Below are 14,866 nucleotides of genomic sequence, written 5' to 3' on the forward strand. Positions count from 1 at the left end.
TCTTGTCCGATCTGTTCAAGGGTTTCAGTGCTGCCGGGGCAGCAATTGCGGGGTCTTCGTATGGCTGGCAGAGGGTGCTGCCAGCGGGTTCAGTTGCGGGCCGGTCTGCCGGTTGGCAGGAGCGTCCGGGAGAAGCGGCTTTCTGGAGCCTGGGGCTGGAGCCGCTTGTCGCAGACCTCCGCGGAGACGGCGGTGTGCAAAGGCGCCTGGCAGGCCCGAAGGCACCGCCAGGCAGTTAGAGGCTGAACTGACTATTCGGGGAAACAGAGGTCCAGCCGGGAGACCGCCCTTAGTGGGCCGCCTTGATCTTTTCGAAGTCGAGCGTGTTTTCCTCGGGCGAGGCGTCGATGCTCATCACTTCGCTGCGCTTGAAGGCCAGGATGTAGGCCAGGCAGGCCACATAGATGGCGATCACGATGGTGCCGATCCACTGGATCTGCAGCCACTGGCTCTGGAAGGCCAGGGTCAGGCCGAAGAGCACAACCGCGTTGCCGAGCACGTAAGGGATGGTGCCGAAGCGCTTGGCCGTCAGGTTCAGGTTGTCGGTGTAGAGGCGGATCAGCGAGTCAAAGGAGTTGACCACGAAGATGATGCCCACCGCGACCATGGAGACGTTGATCAGCAGCGTCGTTTCGATGCTGTTCAGGTGGTAGTAGTACAGCACCGAGAACCACACACCCAGCGGGATCGACGGGAAGATCAGCAGCGCTGCCAGAACCTGCCAGGTGCGCAGGCCGCCGACAAAGCGGGAAGTGAACTGGCCGATCATGATCGACCATGCGAACCACCAGAACAGGTAGAACTCATGATAGTCGGTCAGCGGCAGGATGAATTTGTGGATGTTCGCGAAGTAGCCGCCGATGTTGGAGGCGGTGTCCGCGAAGGCGCCCAGGCCCATGCCGGCATAGGCCCACATGCCCAGGATCAGCGCCATGAACAGCACCGTGGAGCCGACCGACAGGATCCGGACGTATTTGATGTCGGTGGAGGAGAAGGCGGCAAACAGAATCACCAGGAAGGTGATGACGTAGAACGCCGGGATCACCGTCTCGCCGTCGCCCATGAAGGTGGCGTAATACGGCAGGTAGATCAGGAACAGCGCGCCTGTGAAGGCGCAGGTGCCGATGATCACGATGTTGTTGATCCACTTCACCAGCGGGATCTCGAAGAACTTCACCCGCGGTTCGATGACGCAGAAATAGAAGGTCGTCAGGAAGTAGAAGCCCCAGATCAGGAAGCCCCAGAAGCCGAATTCCAGCGCCAGCGGGTTGGTGAAGGCATAGGCCGGTTCCGCCGCGGTGTCCGCATAGAGCGGGAAGTCCCAGGCCAGCGGGAACATGATCAGGCCCACGTCCAGACCGGAGGTGAACAGGATTGCGATGAAGGTGAAAAGGTGAACGGGGGTCACGCCGACGTTGCGGACGTTCCACCACTTGATCACGCAGAACGCCACCAGCGCAAAGGCCAGCAGGATCCCGAACGAGATGATTGAAGTCATATGTCCCTCCCATTTCCGGGCGGTTACCGCCCTAAGACATGGGAGGAGTACATATCACAGCAGGCTGAGGCGCCAAACAGTTTTTTAAACGGCCATTCAAGTTTCGGATTCGCGAGAACAACAGTTGAAACGCCGGCCCAATTGCCGCACAACTTAATCATGAGCAGGAAACGCATCCGGGACATCCGCAACGAGGAGCTGATCGAAGCCACCATCGTTGCCGTGCACAAGCGTGGTTACGGCGTTGTAACCATGGCGGAAATCGCACGGGAGGCCGGGGCGTCGGCGGCCTCGATCAACTATTATTTCGGCTCCAAGGAAGGGCTGATGGAAGCCACGATGCTGCATCTTCTGGGCAAGCTGCGCCGCGCGATGAGCGAGGGTTACGCCACTGCGCGCACCCCGCGCGAACGGCTGTATGCGGTGATGGATGCGAACTTTGCCGACGACCTGTTCACTGTTCCCCAGTGCAGCATCTGGATGCAATTCTGGGCAAATGCCCCCTATTCGCCCCGCCTCAGCCGCCTGCACCGAATCAACCGGGCCCGGGTGCGCAGCCATTTCCTGGCCGAGCTGCGGGCGCTTTTGCCGGCCCAGCGGGTGGAAACCGCCCGCCAGGCGCTGCAGTGCTACATGGACGGGGTCTGGCTGCAGGCGGCGCAATCGGAAGAGGCGCTGGACCCGGAGGATGCCCGCGCCGCAGCGCACAGGGTGGTGGACCTGGTGATCCCCTGACCCCCAGGGCAGGCGCTATTGCAGCCGCCTGTAGTCCAGCCGGATGCCGCGCGGCAGATAGATCAATGTCATTCTGTCCTCCGTCAGGGATTTGATCCGGTAGCACAGGCTGGAGCCGCGCAGACTGTCCCAGGCCAGCAGGAAGTCCCCGCTCCCGGCCCCCTTGCAGCTGCCCTGGACCGCAATGAATTCCGGCGTCATCTCGACCCCTTCGTAGCGGACCCGGCGCTCCGCGCCGGAAATGGAAAAGCTGTCGTAACGGTTGCTTTCCGACACCCACTCTCCCTGCATCTGCTGCAGCATCCTGTCGAACCGGTTCGGAACCCGCGGCGTGACGCTGTGCAGCTCCAGCTCCCCGAAAGACCCGAAGGTGGCGATCATCTCCCCGTCGATGGCCAGCGGGGCGCCGCGCAGCAGGCCCAGCAGGTAGGTAAAAACAGGATCGGAGATCTGCACCCTGCCCGCGGCGCCGATTTCCATGCCGTTGCCGACGAACTTGCAGGTCACCATTGCCGCTGATGACTGCTGTGTGCAGCCCTGAAAGACCACATCCACCGCATAGTGCGAACCGTCCGCATTGCGCGCGCTGTGCGCTGCGTCGTGGCGGATCTCCTGCAGCGCCGCTGCCGCAGAAGCGCTGCCGCTTGCGGTTTGAGAACGGCGGCTGAGCGGAACCGTCCGGTCCTCCGCTCCTGCCAGCGCCTTGGCAAACCCTTGCCGGGATTGGCCCGGCAGCCCGCAAGCGGCATCATCCGCGATCCGGAACTGCCCCGGGGCGGTGCAGAACCGGACGCTGTCGTCCCGGAAACTGTAGCCGGGGCCTTCGGCGCGGAAATAGAAGAATTTTCTGCTGTAGCCCTGCGGCGCCGGCTCCACGCAGCCGCCGGGCGGCAGCGGCTGCCATCCCTGGGACACCCAGCGGCCGCCGGTGTGCAGGGTCACGGCCAGCTGATGCAGGGCTTCCGTATCGTTGCAGATACGGGTCCCGGCCTGCACCGCTGCAGTATCGTAAAACGCCGCCAGCAGCAGGACCGGCAGCCAAAGGCATTTCATCATTCACGGCCCCTGGGAGTCTCCGTAAGATCGGGAGGTTACGCCACTATTGTAACACCCATAAGACGATCAAATACCAGGGACATTACCGGAAGATGAAAGGGATTTCCTTTTTATCCTGGCTTCACGCCAGGAGATGAAGCTGACCGCCGCCAGGATCAGGCCGCCGCCGGAGATCACCCAGATGTCGGCGGGCTCGCCAAAGGCCAGCGCGCCCAGGAGGGTGGCCCAGACCAGCTGCAGGAAGGTGACCGGCTGGGTGACCGCCACGGGCGCTGCGGCGAAGGCCAGCGTCATGGTGTAGTGGCCCGCGGTGGCAAAGCAGGCAACGCCGAACAGGATCGCGGTCTCTGCCAGGGTCGGCGTGACCCAGGCCGCCAGGGCGAAGGGCGCGAGGCCGATGGTGACGAAGATCGACAGCATCCCCACCACCACAGCGGGGCTGTTGCTGCCGACGGTGAACTTGGCGATCAGGTAGGAGGCGCCGAAGGAGACCGCGGTGAACAGCATGGCGACATGGCCGGGCGAGACCTCGCGGAAGCCGGGGCGCAGGATGATCATCGCGCCCACCAGCGCCACGGCGATGGCGGTGATGCGGCGGAAGGCCAGCTTCTCGCCCAGGAACAGCGCCGCACCGAGGGTGACATAGACCGGCGACAGGTAATTCATCGCCGTGACCTCCGCCAGCGGGATCTGGGTCATGGCGAAGAACCATAGGATCACCCCGGCGGTGTGCACCACGCCGCGGCCAGCGAACAGCGCCCAGAGCCGCGGGGTCAGATGCGCCTTGCGCAGCGCGCCGGCCATCGGGATCAGGAACACCAGCCCCAGCAGATAGCGCAGAAAGGCGCTTTCAGCGGGCGGGATGCGGGTGCCGAGCGATTTGACCAGCGCCGTCACCGCCACGAAGCAGAGGCCGGTCACCACCATCCAGAACACGCCCTTGAGCGGGTTCTGCGTTTGCTGGACGGGGGCGGCGGTCTGGCTCATGACGGTCACAGAACACCCGTTCGGGCGGCGGCACAAGAGTTCACATGTGAATTATTTCCAAGCGGGCAGCTTTCTGCCCGGAAACGCTGCGGCGTCACGGCAGCGGGATGAACTCCTGATCATCGCCCGGCGGCAGCTGGAAGCGGCCGTACTGCCAGTCGCCCGCGGCCCAGGAGGCCTTGGCATCCTCGATCCGGTCGCGGGAGGAGGCGACGAAATTCCACCAGATGTAGCGCGGCCCGTTCAGCGTCTCGCCGCCCAGCGCCATCAGCCGGGCGCCCTCAGGCCCGGCGGTCACGGTGATCTCATCACCGGGGCGGAACACCATCATGCGGCCCGCGTCAAAGGTTTCGCCGGCGATCTCCACCGAGCCCTGGGTCACATAAAGCCCGCGGTCCTCGTGGTCGGAGGGCAGCGGCAGCTTGGCGCCCGGGTGCAGCACCACATCGGCATAAAAGGTTTCGGAATAGAGGGTTGCGGGGGCTTTCTCACCCCAGGCGGAGCCGAGGATCAGGCGCACGGTCTTGCCCTCGCCCTCCAGCACCGGCAGCGCCTCCCTGCCGTGGTGCTCAAAAGCCGCGGGAACATCCTCGTGGCTGTCGGGGAGCGCGATCCAGGTCTGGATGCCGAACAGGCTGCTTTTGCCCTGGCGGGTGGCGGCGGAGGTGCGCTCGGAATGGGTGACGCCCCGCCCGGCCACCATCCAGTTCACCTCGCCCGGGTAGATCATCTGGTGGGTTCCGAGGGAGTCGCGGTGCTCGAATTCGCCCTGGTACAGGTAGGTGACGGTGCCGAGGCCGATATGCGGGTGCGGGCGCACGTCGATGCCCTGGCCGGTCAGGAATTCGGCAGGCCCGGCCTGGTCGAAGAAGATGAACGGCCCGACCATCTGGCGGCGCGGCGCGGGCAGCGCACGGCGGACCTCAAAGCCGCCGAGGTCGCGGGCGCGCGGGATGATCACCGTCTCGATCGAGTCGAGATCGCCCGCATCGGGGCATTGCGGTTCCAGTGCCGGATTCCAGCTCATCTTTCCCTCCTGTCTGCTGTCATGGGGGAAAGGTAGGGCATTTCTGCGCAGGCGATAGGCCTGCCTGCGCACAAGCGCTGTTCGTCACATCAGCAGCAGCTTTGCGGCAATCGCCCACATGGTGAGGCCGACGATGGCATCGAGCACCTGCCAGGCGCGCGGGCGGGCAAAGACCGGAGCCAGCAGGCTGGCGCCATAGCCGAGGGTGAAGAAGAAAGTGAAGCTGGCGATGGCCGCGCCGGCGGCAAAGACCAGCGGTTCGGGATACTGGGCGGAGATCGAGCCCAAGAGCACCACCGTGTCCAGGTAGACATGCGGATTGAGCCAGGTGAGCGCCAGCACGGTGGCCAGCACCGGCAACAGCGCCGCGCCTGCGCCCTCCTGCGCGGCCTCCAGCGTTTCGCCGCCCTGCCAGGCGGCGCGCAGGGCGCGGGCGCCGTACCAGACCAGGAAGGCCGCACCGCCCCAGCGCATCGCCTGTTCGAACCAGGGCAGCGCCACGGCCAGGGTTCCGAAGCCGAAGACGCCCGCGGTGATCAGCACCGCGTCGGAGCCGGCGCAGGTCAGGCAGATCCAGAACACATGCTGGCGCCGCAGCCCCTGGCGCAGGACAAAGGCGTTCTGGGCGCCGATCGCCATGATCAGGCTGAGGCCCAGGGCAAAACCGGCAATCAGGCTGGGGGGCATTGCTGTCTCCATCGTTGTGCTGGGATTTGACTAGCGGCCGCCGCACCTTTAATCCAGTTAAAGAGTTTCAGGCCAGATTAGAGTTTCTAATGCAGATGGACCCCAGCCAGCTGGCAGCATTGAGCGCGGTGCTGCGTCTTGGCTCGTTCGAGGCGGCGGCGCATGCGCTGGCAGTGACGCCGTCAGCCGTCTCGCAGCGGATCAAGGCGCTGGAGGACCGCATCGGCGCCGCGCTGGTGCTGCGCGGGGCGCCCTGTACCGGCACCGCGGCGGGGCTGCGGATTGCCAAACACGCCGAGGACATCGGCCTCTTGGAGGCGCAGCTGGCGCGGGAGCTGGCACTGGAAGCGGATCACGGCCCGGTGCGGCTGCGGATTGCGGTCAATGCCGACAGCCTGGCGAGCTGGTTCATTGAGGAGATGGCAGCCGTGGACGGCGTGCTGTTCGACCTCCTGGTGGACGACCAGGACCACAGTGCGGAATGGTTGAAGCGCGGCGAGGTCTCGGCAGCCGTCACCGCCAGCTCCAAGCCGGTGACCGGGTTTGACGCCCATCCGCTGGGCACGCTGGACTATGCGGCAACCGCCAGCCCGGGCTTCATGGCGCGCTGGTTTCCGGACGGCGTCACGCCGGAGGCCGCTGCAAAAGCGTCCTGCCTGATCTTCAATGCCAAGGACAACCTGCAGCGGCTGTGGCTGGAGCGCAATGTGGCGCCCGGGTTGGCGCCGCCTGCGCATTACCTGCCCTCAACCCAGGCCTTCATCGATGCTGCGGCCGCGGGGCTGGGCTGGGGGATGAACCCGCTGGCGATGGTGGAAGCGGACATCCGATCGGGCCGCCTGGTGCCGCTGATTCCGGAGACCACGCTGCCGGTGCCGCTCACCTGGCAGGTGGCGCGGGTGATGGCCCCGGCCCTTGCCGAGGTGACCCGCGCCGTGCAGAAATCGGCGAGACAGTATCTGACGCAACGCTAAACCGGAATGCCCGCCCATGTTCTCGAAAGACGCCCTGAGCTACGAACCGCTGCCCCTGCCCGACCGGGCGGAGTATTCCGATGCGGAAATGCAGGAAAAGGCGGGGGCGTTCCTGGCGCATATGCGGCGGCGTCACACGGTGCGGGATTTCACCGGCCAGCCGGTGCCGCGCGCGGTGATCGAGGATTGCATCCGAGCGGCCGGCACCGCGCCGTCGGGCGCCAATCACCAGCCCTGGTTCTTTGCCGCGATCTCCGACCCGGCGCTGAAGGCGCGGATCCGCGAAGTGGCCGAAGAGGAAGAGCGCCGGTTCTATGCCGGCGGTGCGGGGGATGAGTGGATCAAGGCGCTGGAGCCGATCGGCACCGATGCCGACAAGCCGCATCTGACCACCGCGCCCTGGCTGATCGTGGTCTTTGCCCAGCGCTGGGGCGAGTTCGAGGACGGCACGCGCTACAAGAATTACTACGTGCCGGAGAGCGTGAACATCGCCACCGGCGTGCTGCTGACGGCGCTGCACACCGCGGGTCTGTGCAGCCTGACGCATACGCCGAACCCGATGAAATTCCTGAACGGGGCCCTGGGCCGCCCGGCCTCGGAGAAACCGACGATGATCATCGCAGTCGGCCACCCGGCAGAAGACGCGACTGTTCCCTCCGTTGCCAAGCTGAAGAAGCCGCTCGAGCAGATCTGCCAGGTGTTTGAATGATGCAGGCCGCCGGATGAGCGCCGGCGCCTTGTCCCTGCCCCGCAGCCTGATGCTGCAGGTGGCACTGCCGCGGGGGGCGGTACTGCTGGGGTGGCTGGCGCTCAATCACTGGATCCGGCTGCCGGTGCCGCTGGCCTTCGTGCTGATGGCTGCGGACGGGTTGTTCCTTTTGTGGCAGGCCCGGGCCTTTCTGCGCAGTGCGGACGCGCATGTGCAGAGCACCGGCGCGATGGCGCCGGTCTGGGGCGGCTACCTGCTGCTGCTGTTTGCGGGCTTTGCGGCGCTGACGCAATGGTGGGACGCATTGCTGATTGCCCGGGCGGTGGAGGAGCCCGCCTATGCTGAGCAGAGGCGGCTGGAGCGGGAGGCGCTTTACAGCCTGTCCGTGTCCGGCGATGGCCGGACGCTGATCTTTGACGGTGAGATCACCTTTGGCCTGACTAATCGGATGCGGCTGCTGGCAGAGGAAAACCCGGGCGTGGCTCTGGTGGCGCTGGCCGGTCCCGGCGGGCTGATCGCCGAGGCGCGCGGCGTTGCCCGGCTGGTCCGGCAGAACGGCTGGGACACCCGCGCAGACGGTTTGTGCGCCTCAGCCTGCACGCTGATGTTTGCGGCCGGCATGGAACGCAGCCTGGGGCCGGACGGGCAACTCGGCTTTCACAGCTATGCGCTGCAGTTCGAGAGCGGCCTGCCGCAGATCGACCTGCAGCGGGAACAGGAGAAAGACCGCGCCTTCCTGCTGGGACAAGGGGTCAGCGCGGAGTTCGCTGAGCGGATTTTTGCGGTGCCCAGCGCGGAGCTGTGGCTGCCGGGCAGCGGCGAATTGCACCGTGCCGGGCTGATAAGACCGGACCCGCGCTGAGCGCGCCGGCGCTGCGGCGAAGCATGTCAGACGGCAAGCGCCTTGGTCATACGGTAGTTATGCAGCGCCACCCCGCGGCGTTCGACTTCGCGCCGGGTCTCTACGGTGAACCCCTGGCGCAGGAAGAACCGCCGGGCGGCCTCGCTGGCCTCCACAAAAAGGGACTTGAGGCCGAGGCTGCGGGCCTCTGCTTCCAGCCGTTCATAAAGCGCGGACCCCGTGCCGGTGCCCGCAACCTGCGGGTGGCAGTAAAAGCAGTCGATATGGCCATCAAGCTCCAGTTCGATGAAGGCCTGGGGCTGGTTCCGCGTGTCCGCGGCGACAAAAACGCGTCGGCCATCGGCGGCGCGGCTGGCCCACGCTGCCGCCGGGGCGGGTTCCGGGCTCCAGGCGCGCAGCTGTTCGGAGCTGTAGTCGCGGGCGCCGATGCCATGAACGGCGGCATGGAAGATCTGCGCGAGCGCTGCGGCGTCCGAGGGGCGGAACTCTCTGATCTGCATCGGGGGACCTTTCAGGGTCATTCTTGAAGGCCGGAAAGCAAAAGGCCCGCCGGGCTGGCGGGCCTTGGAAAATTCATCATGCGGCGGATCAGAGCTGCGCCATGACCTCGTCGGTGGCCTCAAAATTGGTGGTGACGCGCTGCACGTCGTCATCGTCTTCCAGCGCATCGACCAGCTTCATCAGCTTCTGCATGCCTTCCAGGTCCAGCTCGGTGGTGGTGGTCGGCCTCCAGACCAGCTTGGTCGACTCGGATTCGCCCAGCTCTGCTTCCAGCGCGTTGGACACATCGTTGAGGTCGCTGTCGGCGCAATAGATGATGTGGCCGTCCTCGGAGCTTTCGACATCCTCAGCACCGGCTTCGATCGCCGCCATCATCACGGTGTCGGCGTCGCCGACGGAGGCCGGGTAGGTCACTTCGCCCTTGCGGTCGAACATGAAGCCGACCGAGCCGGTCTCGCCCAGGTTGCCGCCGTTCTTGGAGAAGGTGGAGCGCACGTTGGAGGCGGTGCGGTTCTTGTTGTCGGTCATCGCCTCGACGATCACCGCAACGCCGTTCGGGCCATAGCCCTCATAGCGGATTTCATCGTAGTTCTCGGCGTCGCCGCCGACGGCCTTCTTGATGGCGCGCTCGATCACGTCCTTGGGGACGGACTGCGACTTGGCCTCTTTCACGGCCAGGCGCAGGCGCGGGTTCTTGTCGGGATCGGGGTCGCCCATCTTGGCGGCCACGGTGATCTCCTTGGCCAGCTTGGAAAACAGTTTTGACCGCGCCGCGTCCTGACGGCCCTTGCGGTGCTGAATGTTAGCCCATTTTGAATGGCCTGCCATGGTGCATCCTTGCTGCTGTATATCTGAATTGGCGCCCATATAGCCCTGCAAGGCGGGGGCTTTCAAGCGCCCTGCCCCGCTTTGCCCTTGTTCCGCGGGGTTTCGGGGATAAGCTGGCGCCATGACATATGAACAAGCCGTTTTGTTTGCGTTATTTGCTGCTGTCTTTGCCCTGCTGCTGTGGGGGCGTTTCCGCTATGATCTGGTGGCCTTTGCCGCGCTGATGGCGGGCGTGGTGCTGGGGGTGGTGCCAGCCAAGGACGCCTTTGCCGGGTTCGGCCATCCTGCGACGCTGGTTGTGGCGCTGGTGCTGGTCGTCTCGGCCGGGCTGGTACGCTCCGGCGCGGTGTTCCTGATCACCCGGACGCTGGTGGACAGCGCCCGGGGCCTGGGCGGCCATATCGCGCTGATGGGCGGGGTTGGCGCGGTGCTATCGGCCTTCATGAACAATGTGGCGGCGCTGGCCTTGCTGATGCCGGTGGACATCCAGACCGCGCGCAAGGCGGGCCGCGCGCCGGGGCTCAGCCTGATGCCGCTGTCCTTTGCCACTATCCTCGGCGGCATGGTCACGCTGATCGGCACGCCGCCCAACATCATCATTGCCGCGATCCGCGGCGAAACGCTGGGCGAGCCGTTCCGGATGTTCGATTTTGCCCCGGTGGGCGGGATTGCGGCGCTGGCGGGCCTCGCCCTTGTCGCGCTGATCGGCTGGCGGCTGATCCCGGCGCGGGAAAATGCGGCCGGCGCGTCAGAAGCGCAGCTAGCGCCCTACATCGCCGAGCTGACGGTGGGCGACGGGTCTGAGCTGATCGGCAAGCGGCTGGGCACGCTGGACGAGGAGGCCGAGAAGGCGGATGTGGCGATCCTGGGCCTGATCCGGGACGGCAAGCGGCGGTATGGCCGCGCCACGGCGGCACTGCTGCGCGAGGGCGACACGCTGGTGATCGAGGCGGAACCCGAGGCGCTGGACGAGTTCCGCAGCGCGCTGAAGCTGGAGTTTGCCGATGCCGCCCGGCAGGAGAAGCTGACGGCGGCGGGCGAAGGGCTGGAGCTGACCGAGCTGGTGGTGCCCGAAACCGCCCGCATCCGCGGCCGGACCGCGCAGTCCATCGGACTGGCCTGGCGGCAGAGCGCGGTGCTGCTGGGGATTTCCCGCCAGGGCACGCGGATCACCCGCCATATCCGCCAGACCGAGGTTCAGGCCGGCGATATCCTGCTGCTGCTGTCCCCGCGCGGCCGCAGCGCCGATGTGGCGGACTGGCTGGGCTGCCTGCCGCTGGCCGCGCGCGGCCTGGCAGTAACGGCCAACGACAAGACCTGGGCCGCCATCGGATTGTTTACCGCTGCGGTGCTCGCGGCCTCCGTCGGGCTGTTGTACCTGCCGGTGGCGCTGGGGCTGGTGGCCATCGGCTATGTGCTGCTGAAGATCCTGCCGGTGGCGGAGATCTATGACCATGTGGAATGGCCGGTGGTGGTGCTGCTGGGCTCGATGATCCCGCTGGGGGCGGCACTGGACAGCTCCGGCGGCACGGCGCTAATTGCCAACGCGCTGACGGGGCTGACCGCGGGCCTGCCCGCCTGGGCGGTGCTGACGGTGCTGATGGTGGTCACCATGACCCTGTCGGATGTTCTGAACAACACGGCGACGGCGATTGTTGCGGCGCCTGTCGGCATCCAGATGGCAGAGACGCTGGGCGTCTCCCCGGATCCGTTCCTGATGGCGGTGGCGGTGGCGGCCTCCGCCGCCTTCCTGACCCCGATCGGGCATAAGAACAACACGCTGGTGCTAGGGCCCGGGGGGTATCATTTCGGCGATTACTGGCGGATGGGGCTGCCGTTGGAGGCGCTGGTCATCGCGGTGTCCATTCCGGCCATTCTGGTGTTCTGGCCTTTGTGATCGGTGCAAACAGGCGGCCGGGCTACTGCGCCTGCTCCTGCTGAACCGGGAGCGCGCGGGCGGCGCCGCCGGTCTGGGCTTGCGACACCAGCGCAATCGCGGTTGAGCCGGCGAGAACGACAAACAAGAACACTTTTCTGAAACTCATGGCCTTGGCCCTTATGAAGACACTGCTCCTCTCCATATGGGCAAAAAAAATTACAGTTTCATGTAACCGGGGTCACAGAAGGCAGCTTTTCGCCGCCATTTTCAGCTTTCGGAAGGCTTAGAGCGGCCAAAAGAAGGGGATGATCAGCGAGGCAACCATGCCGACGGTCAGGTTCAGCGGGATGCCGACACGCAGGAAGTCGGTGAATTTATAGCCGCCCGGGCCGTAAACCAGCGTATTGGTCTGATAGCCGATCGGCGTCGCAAAGGACGCCGAGGCCGCCACCATCACCGCCACCACCAAGGGGCGCGGATCCACGCCCATCGCCTGGGCCAGACCGATGGCAATCGGCGTTACCACCACCGCGACGGCATTGTTGGACACCAGCTCCGTCAGCACCGAAGTCAGCAGGTAAACCGCCCAGACCAGCAGGAACGGCGGCAGCATCGACAGGCCGGGGGCGATGGCGTTGACGATCAGGGCCACCGCGCCGGAGCTTTCCAGCGCCGCGCCGATGGCCAGCATCGAGAAAATAAGCGCCAGCAGCCGCCCGTCGACAAAGGAGAACGCCTCATCCGCGTCGATGCAGCGGGTGATGAAGACCAGCGAGACCATCAGCACCGACAGCATCAGGATCGGCGCCACCCCGAAGGCGGCCAGCAGCACGATGCCCAGCAGGGCGGCAACCGCAATCGGCGCGTGGCTGCGGCGGTAGGCGCGCTGGGTCGGCTGCGAGACGTCGGCCAGGTCCATATCGGCGGCCAGACGCTGGATGTCGGCCGGCGCGCCCTCCAGCAGCAGGGTATCGCCGACCCGCACCACCAGGTCATCGAGCTGCACGCCGATGTTCTGGTTCCGCCGGTGCACCGCCAGCGTATAGACGCCGTAGCGGCGGCGCAGACGCATGGCGCCCAGGCTGCGGCCCACCATCCGGCAGCCGGGGGTGATCAGCACTTCGACGGTCTGGGTTTCCACCGCGGAGACCTGATCGACCCGCTTCAGTTCCTTGTTCGATTGCAGGCTCAAGAGCTCTGTCATCCGGGTCCGCAGCACCACCCGGTCGCCGACCTGCAGCTCCACCCCCTCAAGGTTGCGGCGCAGCGATTCATCGCCGCGGATCACGTCGATGAGCCGCACGCCGGGACGCTTGAACAGCTGCACGCCGGTCACTTCGCGGCCGATCAGGTTGCTTTCCGGCGGGATCACCGCCTCGGTGAAGAATTTCATCCGCGACTTGTCGCTGAGCAGCTCTGCCATGCTGTCGCGGGCCGGCAGCAGCCGCGGCGCGATGAAACGCAGGTAGACCATGCCGTAGACCACCAGGATCAGGCCCAGCGGCGTGACCTCGAAAATAGTGAAGGGTTTCAGCCCCTGCGCGCGGGCGACACCGTCCACCAGCAGGTTGGTCGAGGTGCCGATCAGTGTCAGCGTGCCGCCCAGGATCGCCGCATAGCTGAGCGGGATCAGCATCTTGGAGGCGGAGACTTTCATGGTGCGGGCGATCTGGATGAAGACCGGGATCATCACCACCACCACCGGCGTGTTGGAGACCACCGCGGAGGCCGTGACAACAAATGCCATCAGCAGGGCAATCGCCAGCTTGGGGTTCACCTCTGCCTGTTTCCTGGCGATCTGGGTAAAGGCATCCAGTGCGCCGGTGCGCACCAGCGCCCCCATGATGATGAACATCGCCGCAATGGTCCAGGGCGCCGGGTTGGACAGCACCGGCAGCGCTTCCTGGTAGGGCAGAACGCCGGTGGCCAGCATCGCCGCAACACCGGTAAGCGCCACCACTTCGGTCGGATAGGTTTCCCGCAGGAACGCCACGAACATGGCCAGGACAATTGCAAGCGCCACAAACGCGCTGCCGGTGTCAGCAAATTGAAAGTACTGCATATGCCGTGACTTTGCCCATTTTGTTTAAGGCGGGGTTAGCGCGCCAGCCAGCGCCCCGCCATCGCGCAGTTTCCCCGAAACCCTTTGGCTGAGCAAGGATTTCTGAAAACACAGGCTGTCCGCGGTGCGGAAAGGGCGTTTTGCCCGGGAAACTGCGGTTTCGCCGGATATTCCTCCCGCCCTGCGGTTGCGGGCAAGGACAGCAGCTCCGGTTCAGAGAGCCGCTTCCTGCAGCAGCCCGCCGTTGCGCACCATGCGAATCTGCTTGGCGGCGCCGGTGCGGTCGTCGGTTTCGACAAACACGCCGGACAGCGTCGCCTCGCCGTTGGCAGGCGTGAAGCGGGTCTTGGGCATTCCGGTCAGGAATCGGCGCATCGGTTCGGCCTTGTCCATGCCGATGACCGAGTTGTAATCGCCGCACATGCCGGCATCGGTCAGATAACCGGTCCCCTCGGACAGGATCTGCGCATCCGCGGTCGGCACATGGGTATGGGTGCCCACCACCAGCGATGCGCGGCCATTGCAGAAATGGCCCATCGCCATCTTCTCCGATGTCGCCTCGCAATGCATATCGACGATGATGGCCTGAGCAAGCCCGCCGCGCGGGTGCGATTTCAGCACCGCCTCCACCGCGCCGAAAGGGTCGTCAAAGGCGCGTTTCATGAACACCTGCCCCAGCACCTGCACCACCAGCACCTTGCGCCCGCCCGGCGCCTGGAACAGGCGGTAACCGCGGCCCGGCGCGCCCTTGGCAAAGTTCAGCGGCCGGATGATGCGCTGTTCCTTTTCAATGAACTGCAGCATGTCCTTCTGGTCGAAGGCATGGTCGCCCAGCGTCAGGCAGTCGACACCGGCGTCCAGCAAAAGCTTGGCGTGCTCGCCGCTCAGCCCCATGCCGTTGGAGGCGTTTTCGCCGTTCACAACAACAAAATCGAGCCGCCATTCCTGCCGCAGCCGCGGCAGGGTTTCGGTGATGGCACGGCGCCCGGCGCGGCCCATCACATCGCCAAGGAAAAGAATACGCATGCCCGGCTGGTAGGCAACGCGGCGCCAAAGAGCAA

The 14,866-nt window shown here is 65.5% G+C and carries 15 protein-coding genes; 5 read left to right on the forward strand and 10 right to left on the reverse strand.

Annotation, left to right across the window (positions count from 1 at the left end; genetic code table 11):
- Nucleotides 1-289: 289 nt before the first annotated feature.
- A complete protein-coding gene (locus tag AC58NV_RS04810; protein WP_497226100.1) occupies nt 290-1,498 on the reverse strand; it encodes a BCCT family transporter in 1,209 nt (402 codons plus the stop codon).
- Nucleotides 1,499-1,657: 159 nt separating this feature from the next.
- Between AC58NV_RS04810 and betI the strand changes: the two genes are divergently transcribed.
- Complete coding sequence (gene betI, locus AC58NV_RS04815; RefSeq protein WP_366661975.1) at nt 1,658-2,233, forward strand: choline-binding transcriptional repressor BetI; 576 nt, start codon at nt 1,658-1,660, stop codon at nt 2,231-2,233.
- A gap of 15 nt (nt 2,234-2,248) precedes the next feature.
- Here the strand turns inward: betI and AC58NV_RS04820 are convergent, their stop codons facing one another.
- From AC58NV_RS04820 to AC58NV_RS04835, 4 genes are all read right to left on the reverse strand, one after another.
- A complete protein-coding gene (locus AC58NV_RS04820; protein WP_497226101.1) occupies nt 2,249-3,289 on the reverse strand; it encodes a DUF1036 domain-containing protein in 1,041 nt (346 codons plus the stop codon).
- Nucleotides 3,290-3,355: 66 nt separating this feature from the next.
- Nucleotides 3,356-4,276 (reverse strand): DMT family transporter, encoded by a 921-nt coding sequence (locus AC58NV_RS04825; protein WP_497226102.1) that lies wholly within the window; start codon nt 4,274-4,276, stop codon nt 3,356-3,358.
- Between the two features lie 94 nt (nt 4,277-4,370).
- Nucleotides 4,371-5,303 (reverse strand): pirin family protein, encoded by a 933-nt coding sequence (locus AC58NV_RS04830; RefSeq protein WP_497226103.1) that lies wholly within the window; start codon nt 5,301-5,303, stop codon nt 4,371-4,373.
- An 84-nt stretch (nt 5,304-5,387) separates the two neighbouring features.
- The gene (locus AC58NV_RS04835) at nt 5,388-5,990 is read right to left on the reverse strand and encodes a LysE/ArgO family amino acid transporter (protein WP_497226104.1); all 603 of its coding nucleotides are present in this window, start codon (nt 5,988-5,990) and stop codon (nt 5,388-5,390) included.
- Between the two features lie 89 nt (nt 5,991-6,079).
- Here AC58NV_RS04835 and AC58NV_RS04840 point away from each other — a divergent pair, with 89 nt between their 5' ends.
- From AC58NV_RS04840 to AC58NV_RS04850, 3 genes are read left to right on the forward strand one after another with little or no spacing between them, the layout of a single operon-like run.
- Nucleotides 6,080-6,964 (forward strand): LysR family transcriptional regulator ArgP, encoded by an 885-nt coding sequence (locus AC58NV_RS04840; protein ID WP_497226105.1) that lies wholly within the window; start codon nt 6,080-6,082, stop codon nt 6,962-6,964.
- 16 nt (nt 6,965-6,980) lie between these two features.
- The gene (locus AC58NV_RS04845; protein ID WP_497226106.1) at nt 6,981-7,673 is read left to right on the forward strand and encodes a nitroreductase family protein; all 693 of its coding nucleotides are present in this window, start codon (nt 6,981-6,983) and stop codon (nt 7,671-7,673) included.
- Nucleotides 7,674-7,686: 13 nt separating this feature from the next.
- Nucleotides 7,687-8,535 (forward strand): COG3904 family protein, encoded by an 849-nt coding sequence (locus AC58NV_RS04850; RefSeq protein ID WP_497226107.1) that lies wholly within the window; start codon nt 7,687-7,689, stop codon nt 8,533-8,535.
- Nucleotides 8,536-8,561: 26 nt separating this feature from the next.
- On the opposite strand, the gene AC58NV_RS04855 is transcribed toward AC58NV_RS04850, so the two are convergent.
- Nucleotides 8,562-9,056, reverse strand: a complete 495-nt coding sequence (locus AC58NV_RS04855) for a GNAT family N-acetyltransferase (RefSeq protein WP_497226108.1) — start codon at nt 9,054-9,056, stop codon at nt 8,562-8,564.
- A 67-nt stretch (nt 9,057-9,123) separates the two neighbouring features.
- Nucleotides 9,124-9,864, reverse strand: coding sequence for a YebC/PmpR family DNA-binding transcriptional regulator (locus tag AC58NV_RS04860; protein ID WP_366661966.1), 741 nt, complete (start codon nt 9,862-9,864; stop codon nt 9,124-9,126).
- Nucleotides 9,865-9,985: 121 nt separating this feature from the next.
- Between AC58NV_RS04860 and AC58NV_RS04865 the strand changes: the two genes are divergently transcribed.
- Nucleotides 9,986-11,761, forward strand: a complete 1,776-nt coding sequence (locus tag AC58NV_RS04865; RefSeq protein WP_497226109.1) for an SLC13 family permease — start codon at nt 9,986-9,988, stop codon at nt 11,759-11,761.
- Nucleotides 11,762-11,783: 22 nt separating this feature from the next.
- Here AC58NV_RS04865 and AC58NV_RS04870 read toward each other — a convergent pair whose 3' ends face one another.
- The 3 genes from AC58NV_RS04870 to AC58NV_RS04880 all read right to left on the reverse strand — a co-directional run bounded on the left by AC58NV_RS04870 (nt 11,784) and on the right by AC58NV_RS04880 (nt 14,831).
- Nucleotides 11,784-11,909 (reverse strand): hypothetical protein, encoded by a 126-nt coding sequence (locus AC58NV_RS04870; protein WP_366661964.1) that lies wholly within the window; start codon nt 11,907-11,909, stop codon nt 11,784-11,786.
- A gap of 117 nt (nt 11,910-12,026) precedes the next feature.
- A complete protein-coding gene (locus AC58NV_RS04875) occupies nt 12,027-13,805 on the reverse strand; it encodes an SLC13 family permease (protein WP_366661963.1) in 1,779 nt (592 codons plus the stop codon).
- Nucleotides 13,806-14,018: 213 nt separating this feature from the next.
- The gene (locus AC58NV_RS04880; protein ID WP_366661962.1) at nt 14,019-14,831 is read right to left on the reverse strand and encodes a TIGR00282 family metallophosphoesterase; all 813 of its coding nucleotides are present in this window, start codon (nt 14,829-14,831) and stop codon (nt 14,019-14,021) included.
- Nucleotides 14,832-14,866: the final 35 nt, after the last annotated feature.

It is taken from the genome of Leisingera sp. ANG49 (assembly GCF_059694505.1).

What these genes read in the sequence shown, in the direction of transcription:
- AC58NV_RS04830 (WP_497226103.1), bottom strand. Translation starts at nt 5,303, where the DNA reads ATGAGCTGGAATCCGGCACTGGAACCGCAATGCCCCGATGCGGGCGAT.
- AC58NV_RS04860 (WP_366661966.1), bottom strand. Translation starts at nt 9,864, where the DNA reads ATGGCAGGCCATTCAAAATGGGCTAACATTCAGCACCGCAAGGGCCGT.
- AC58NV_RS04855 (WP_497226108.1), bottom strand. Translation starts at nt 9,056, where the DNA reads ATGACCCTGAAAGGTCCCCCGATGCAGATCAGAGAGTTCCGCCCCTCG.
- AC58NV_RS04875 (WP_366661963.1), bottom strand. Translation starts at nt 13,805, where the DNA reads ATGCAGTACTTTCAATTTGCTGACACCGGCAGCGCGTTTGTGGCGCTT.
- AC58NV_RS04870 (WP_366661964.1), bottom strand. Translation starts at nt 11,909, where the DNA reads ATGAGTTTCAGAAAAGTGTTCTTGTTTGTCGTTCTCGCCGGCTCAACC.
- AC58NV_RS04840 (WP_497226105.1), top strand. Translation starts at nt 6,080, where the DNA reads ATGCAGATGGACCCCAGCCAGCTGGCAGCATTGAGCGCGGTGCTGCGT.
- betI (WP_366661975.1), top strand. Translation starts at nt 1,658, where the DNA reads ATGAGCAGGAAACGCATCCGGGACATCCGCAACGAGGAGCTGATCGAA.
- AC58NV_RS04810 (WP_497226100.1), bottom strand. Translation starts at nt 1,498, where the DNA reads ATGACTTCAATCATCTCGTTCGGGATCCTGCTGGCCTTTGCGCTGGTG.
- AC58NV_RS04845 (WP_497226106.1), top strand. Translation starts at nt 6,981, where the DNA reads ATGTTCTCGAAAGACGCCCTGAGCTACGAACCGCTGCCCCTGCCCGAC.
- AC58NV_RS04850 (WP_497226107.1), top strand. Translation starts at nt 7,687, where the DNA reads ATGAGCGCCGGCGCCTTGTCCCTGCCCCGCAGCCTGATGCTGCAGGTG.
- AC58NV_RS04825 (WP_497226102.1), bottom strand. Translation starts at nt 4,276, where the DNA reads ATGAGCCAGACCGCCGCCCCCGTCCAGCAAACGCAGAACCCGCTCAAG.
- AC58NV_RS04835 (WP_497226104.1), bottom strand. Translation starts at nt 5,990, where the DNA reads ATGCCCCCCAGCCTGATTGCCGGTTTTGCCCTGGGCCTCAGCCTGATC.
- AC58NV_RS04880 (WP_366661962.1), bottom strand. Translation starts at nt 14,831, where the DNA reads ATGCGTATTCTTTTCCTTGGCGATGTGATGGGCCGCGCCGGGCGCCGT.
- AC58NV_RS04820 (WP_497226101.1), bottom strand. Translation starts at nt 3,289, where the DNA reads ATGATGAAATGCCTTTGGCTGCCGGTCCTGCTGCTGGCGGCGTTTTAC.
- AC58NV_RS04865 (WP_497226109.1), top strand. Translation starts at nt 9,986, where the DNA reads ATGACATATGAACAAGCCGTTTTGTTTGCGTTATTTGCTGCTGTCTTT.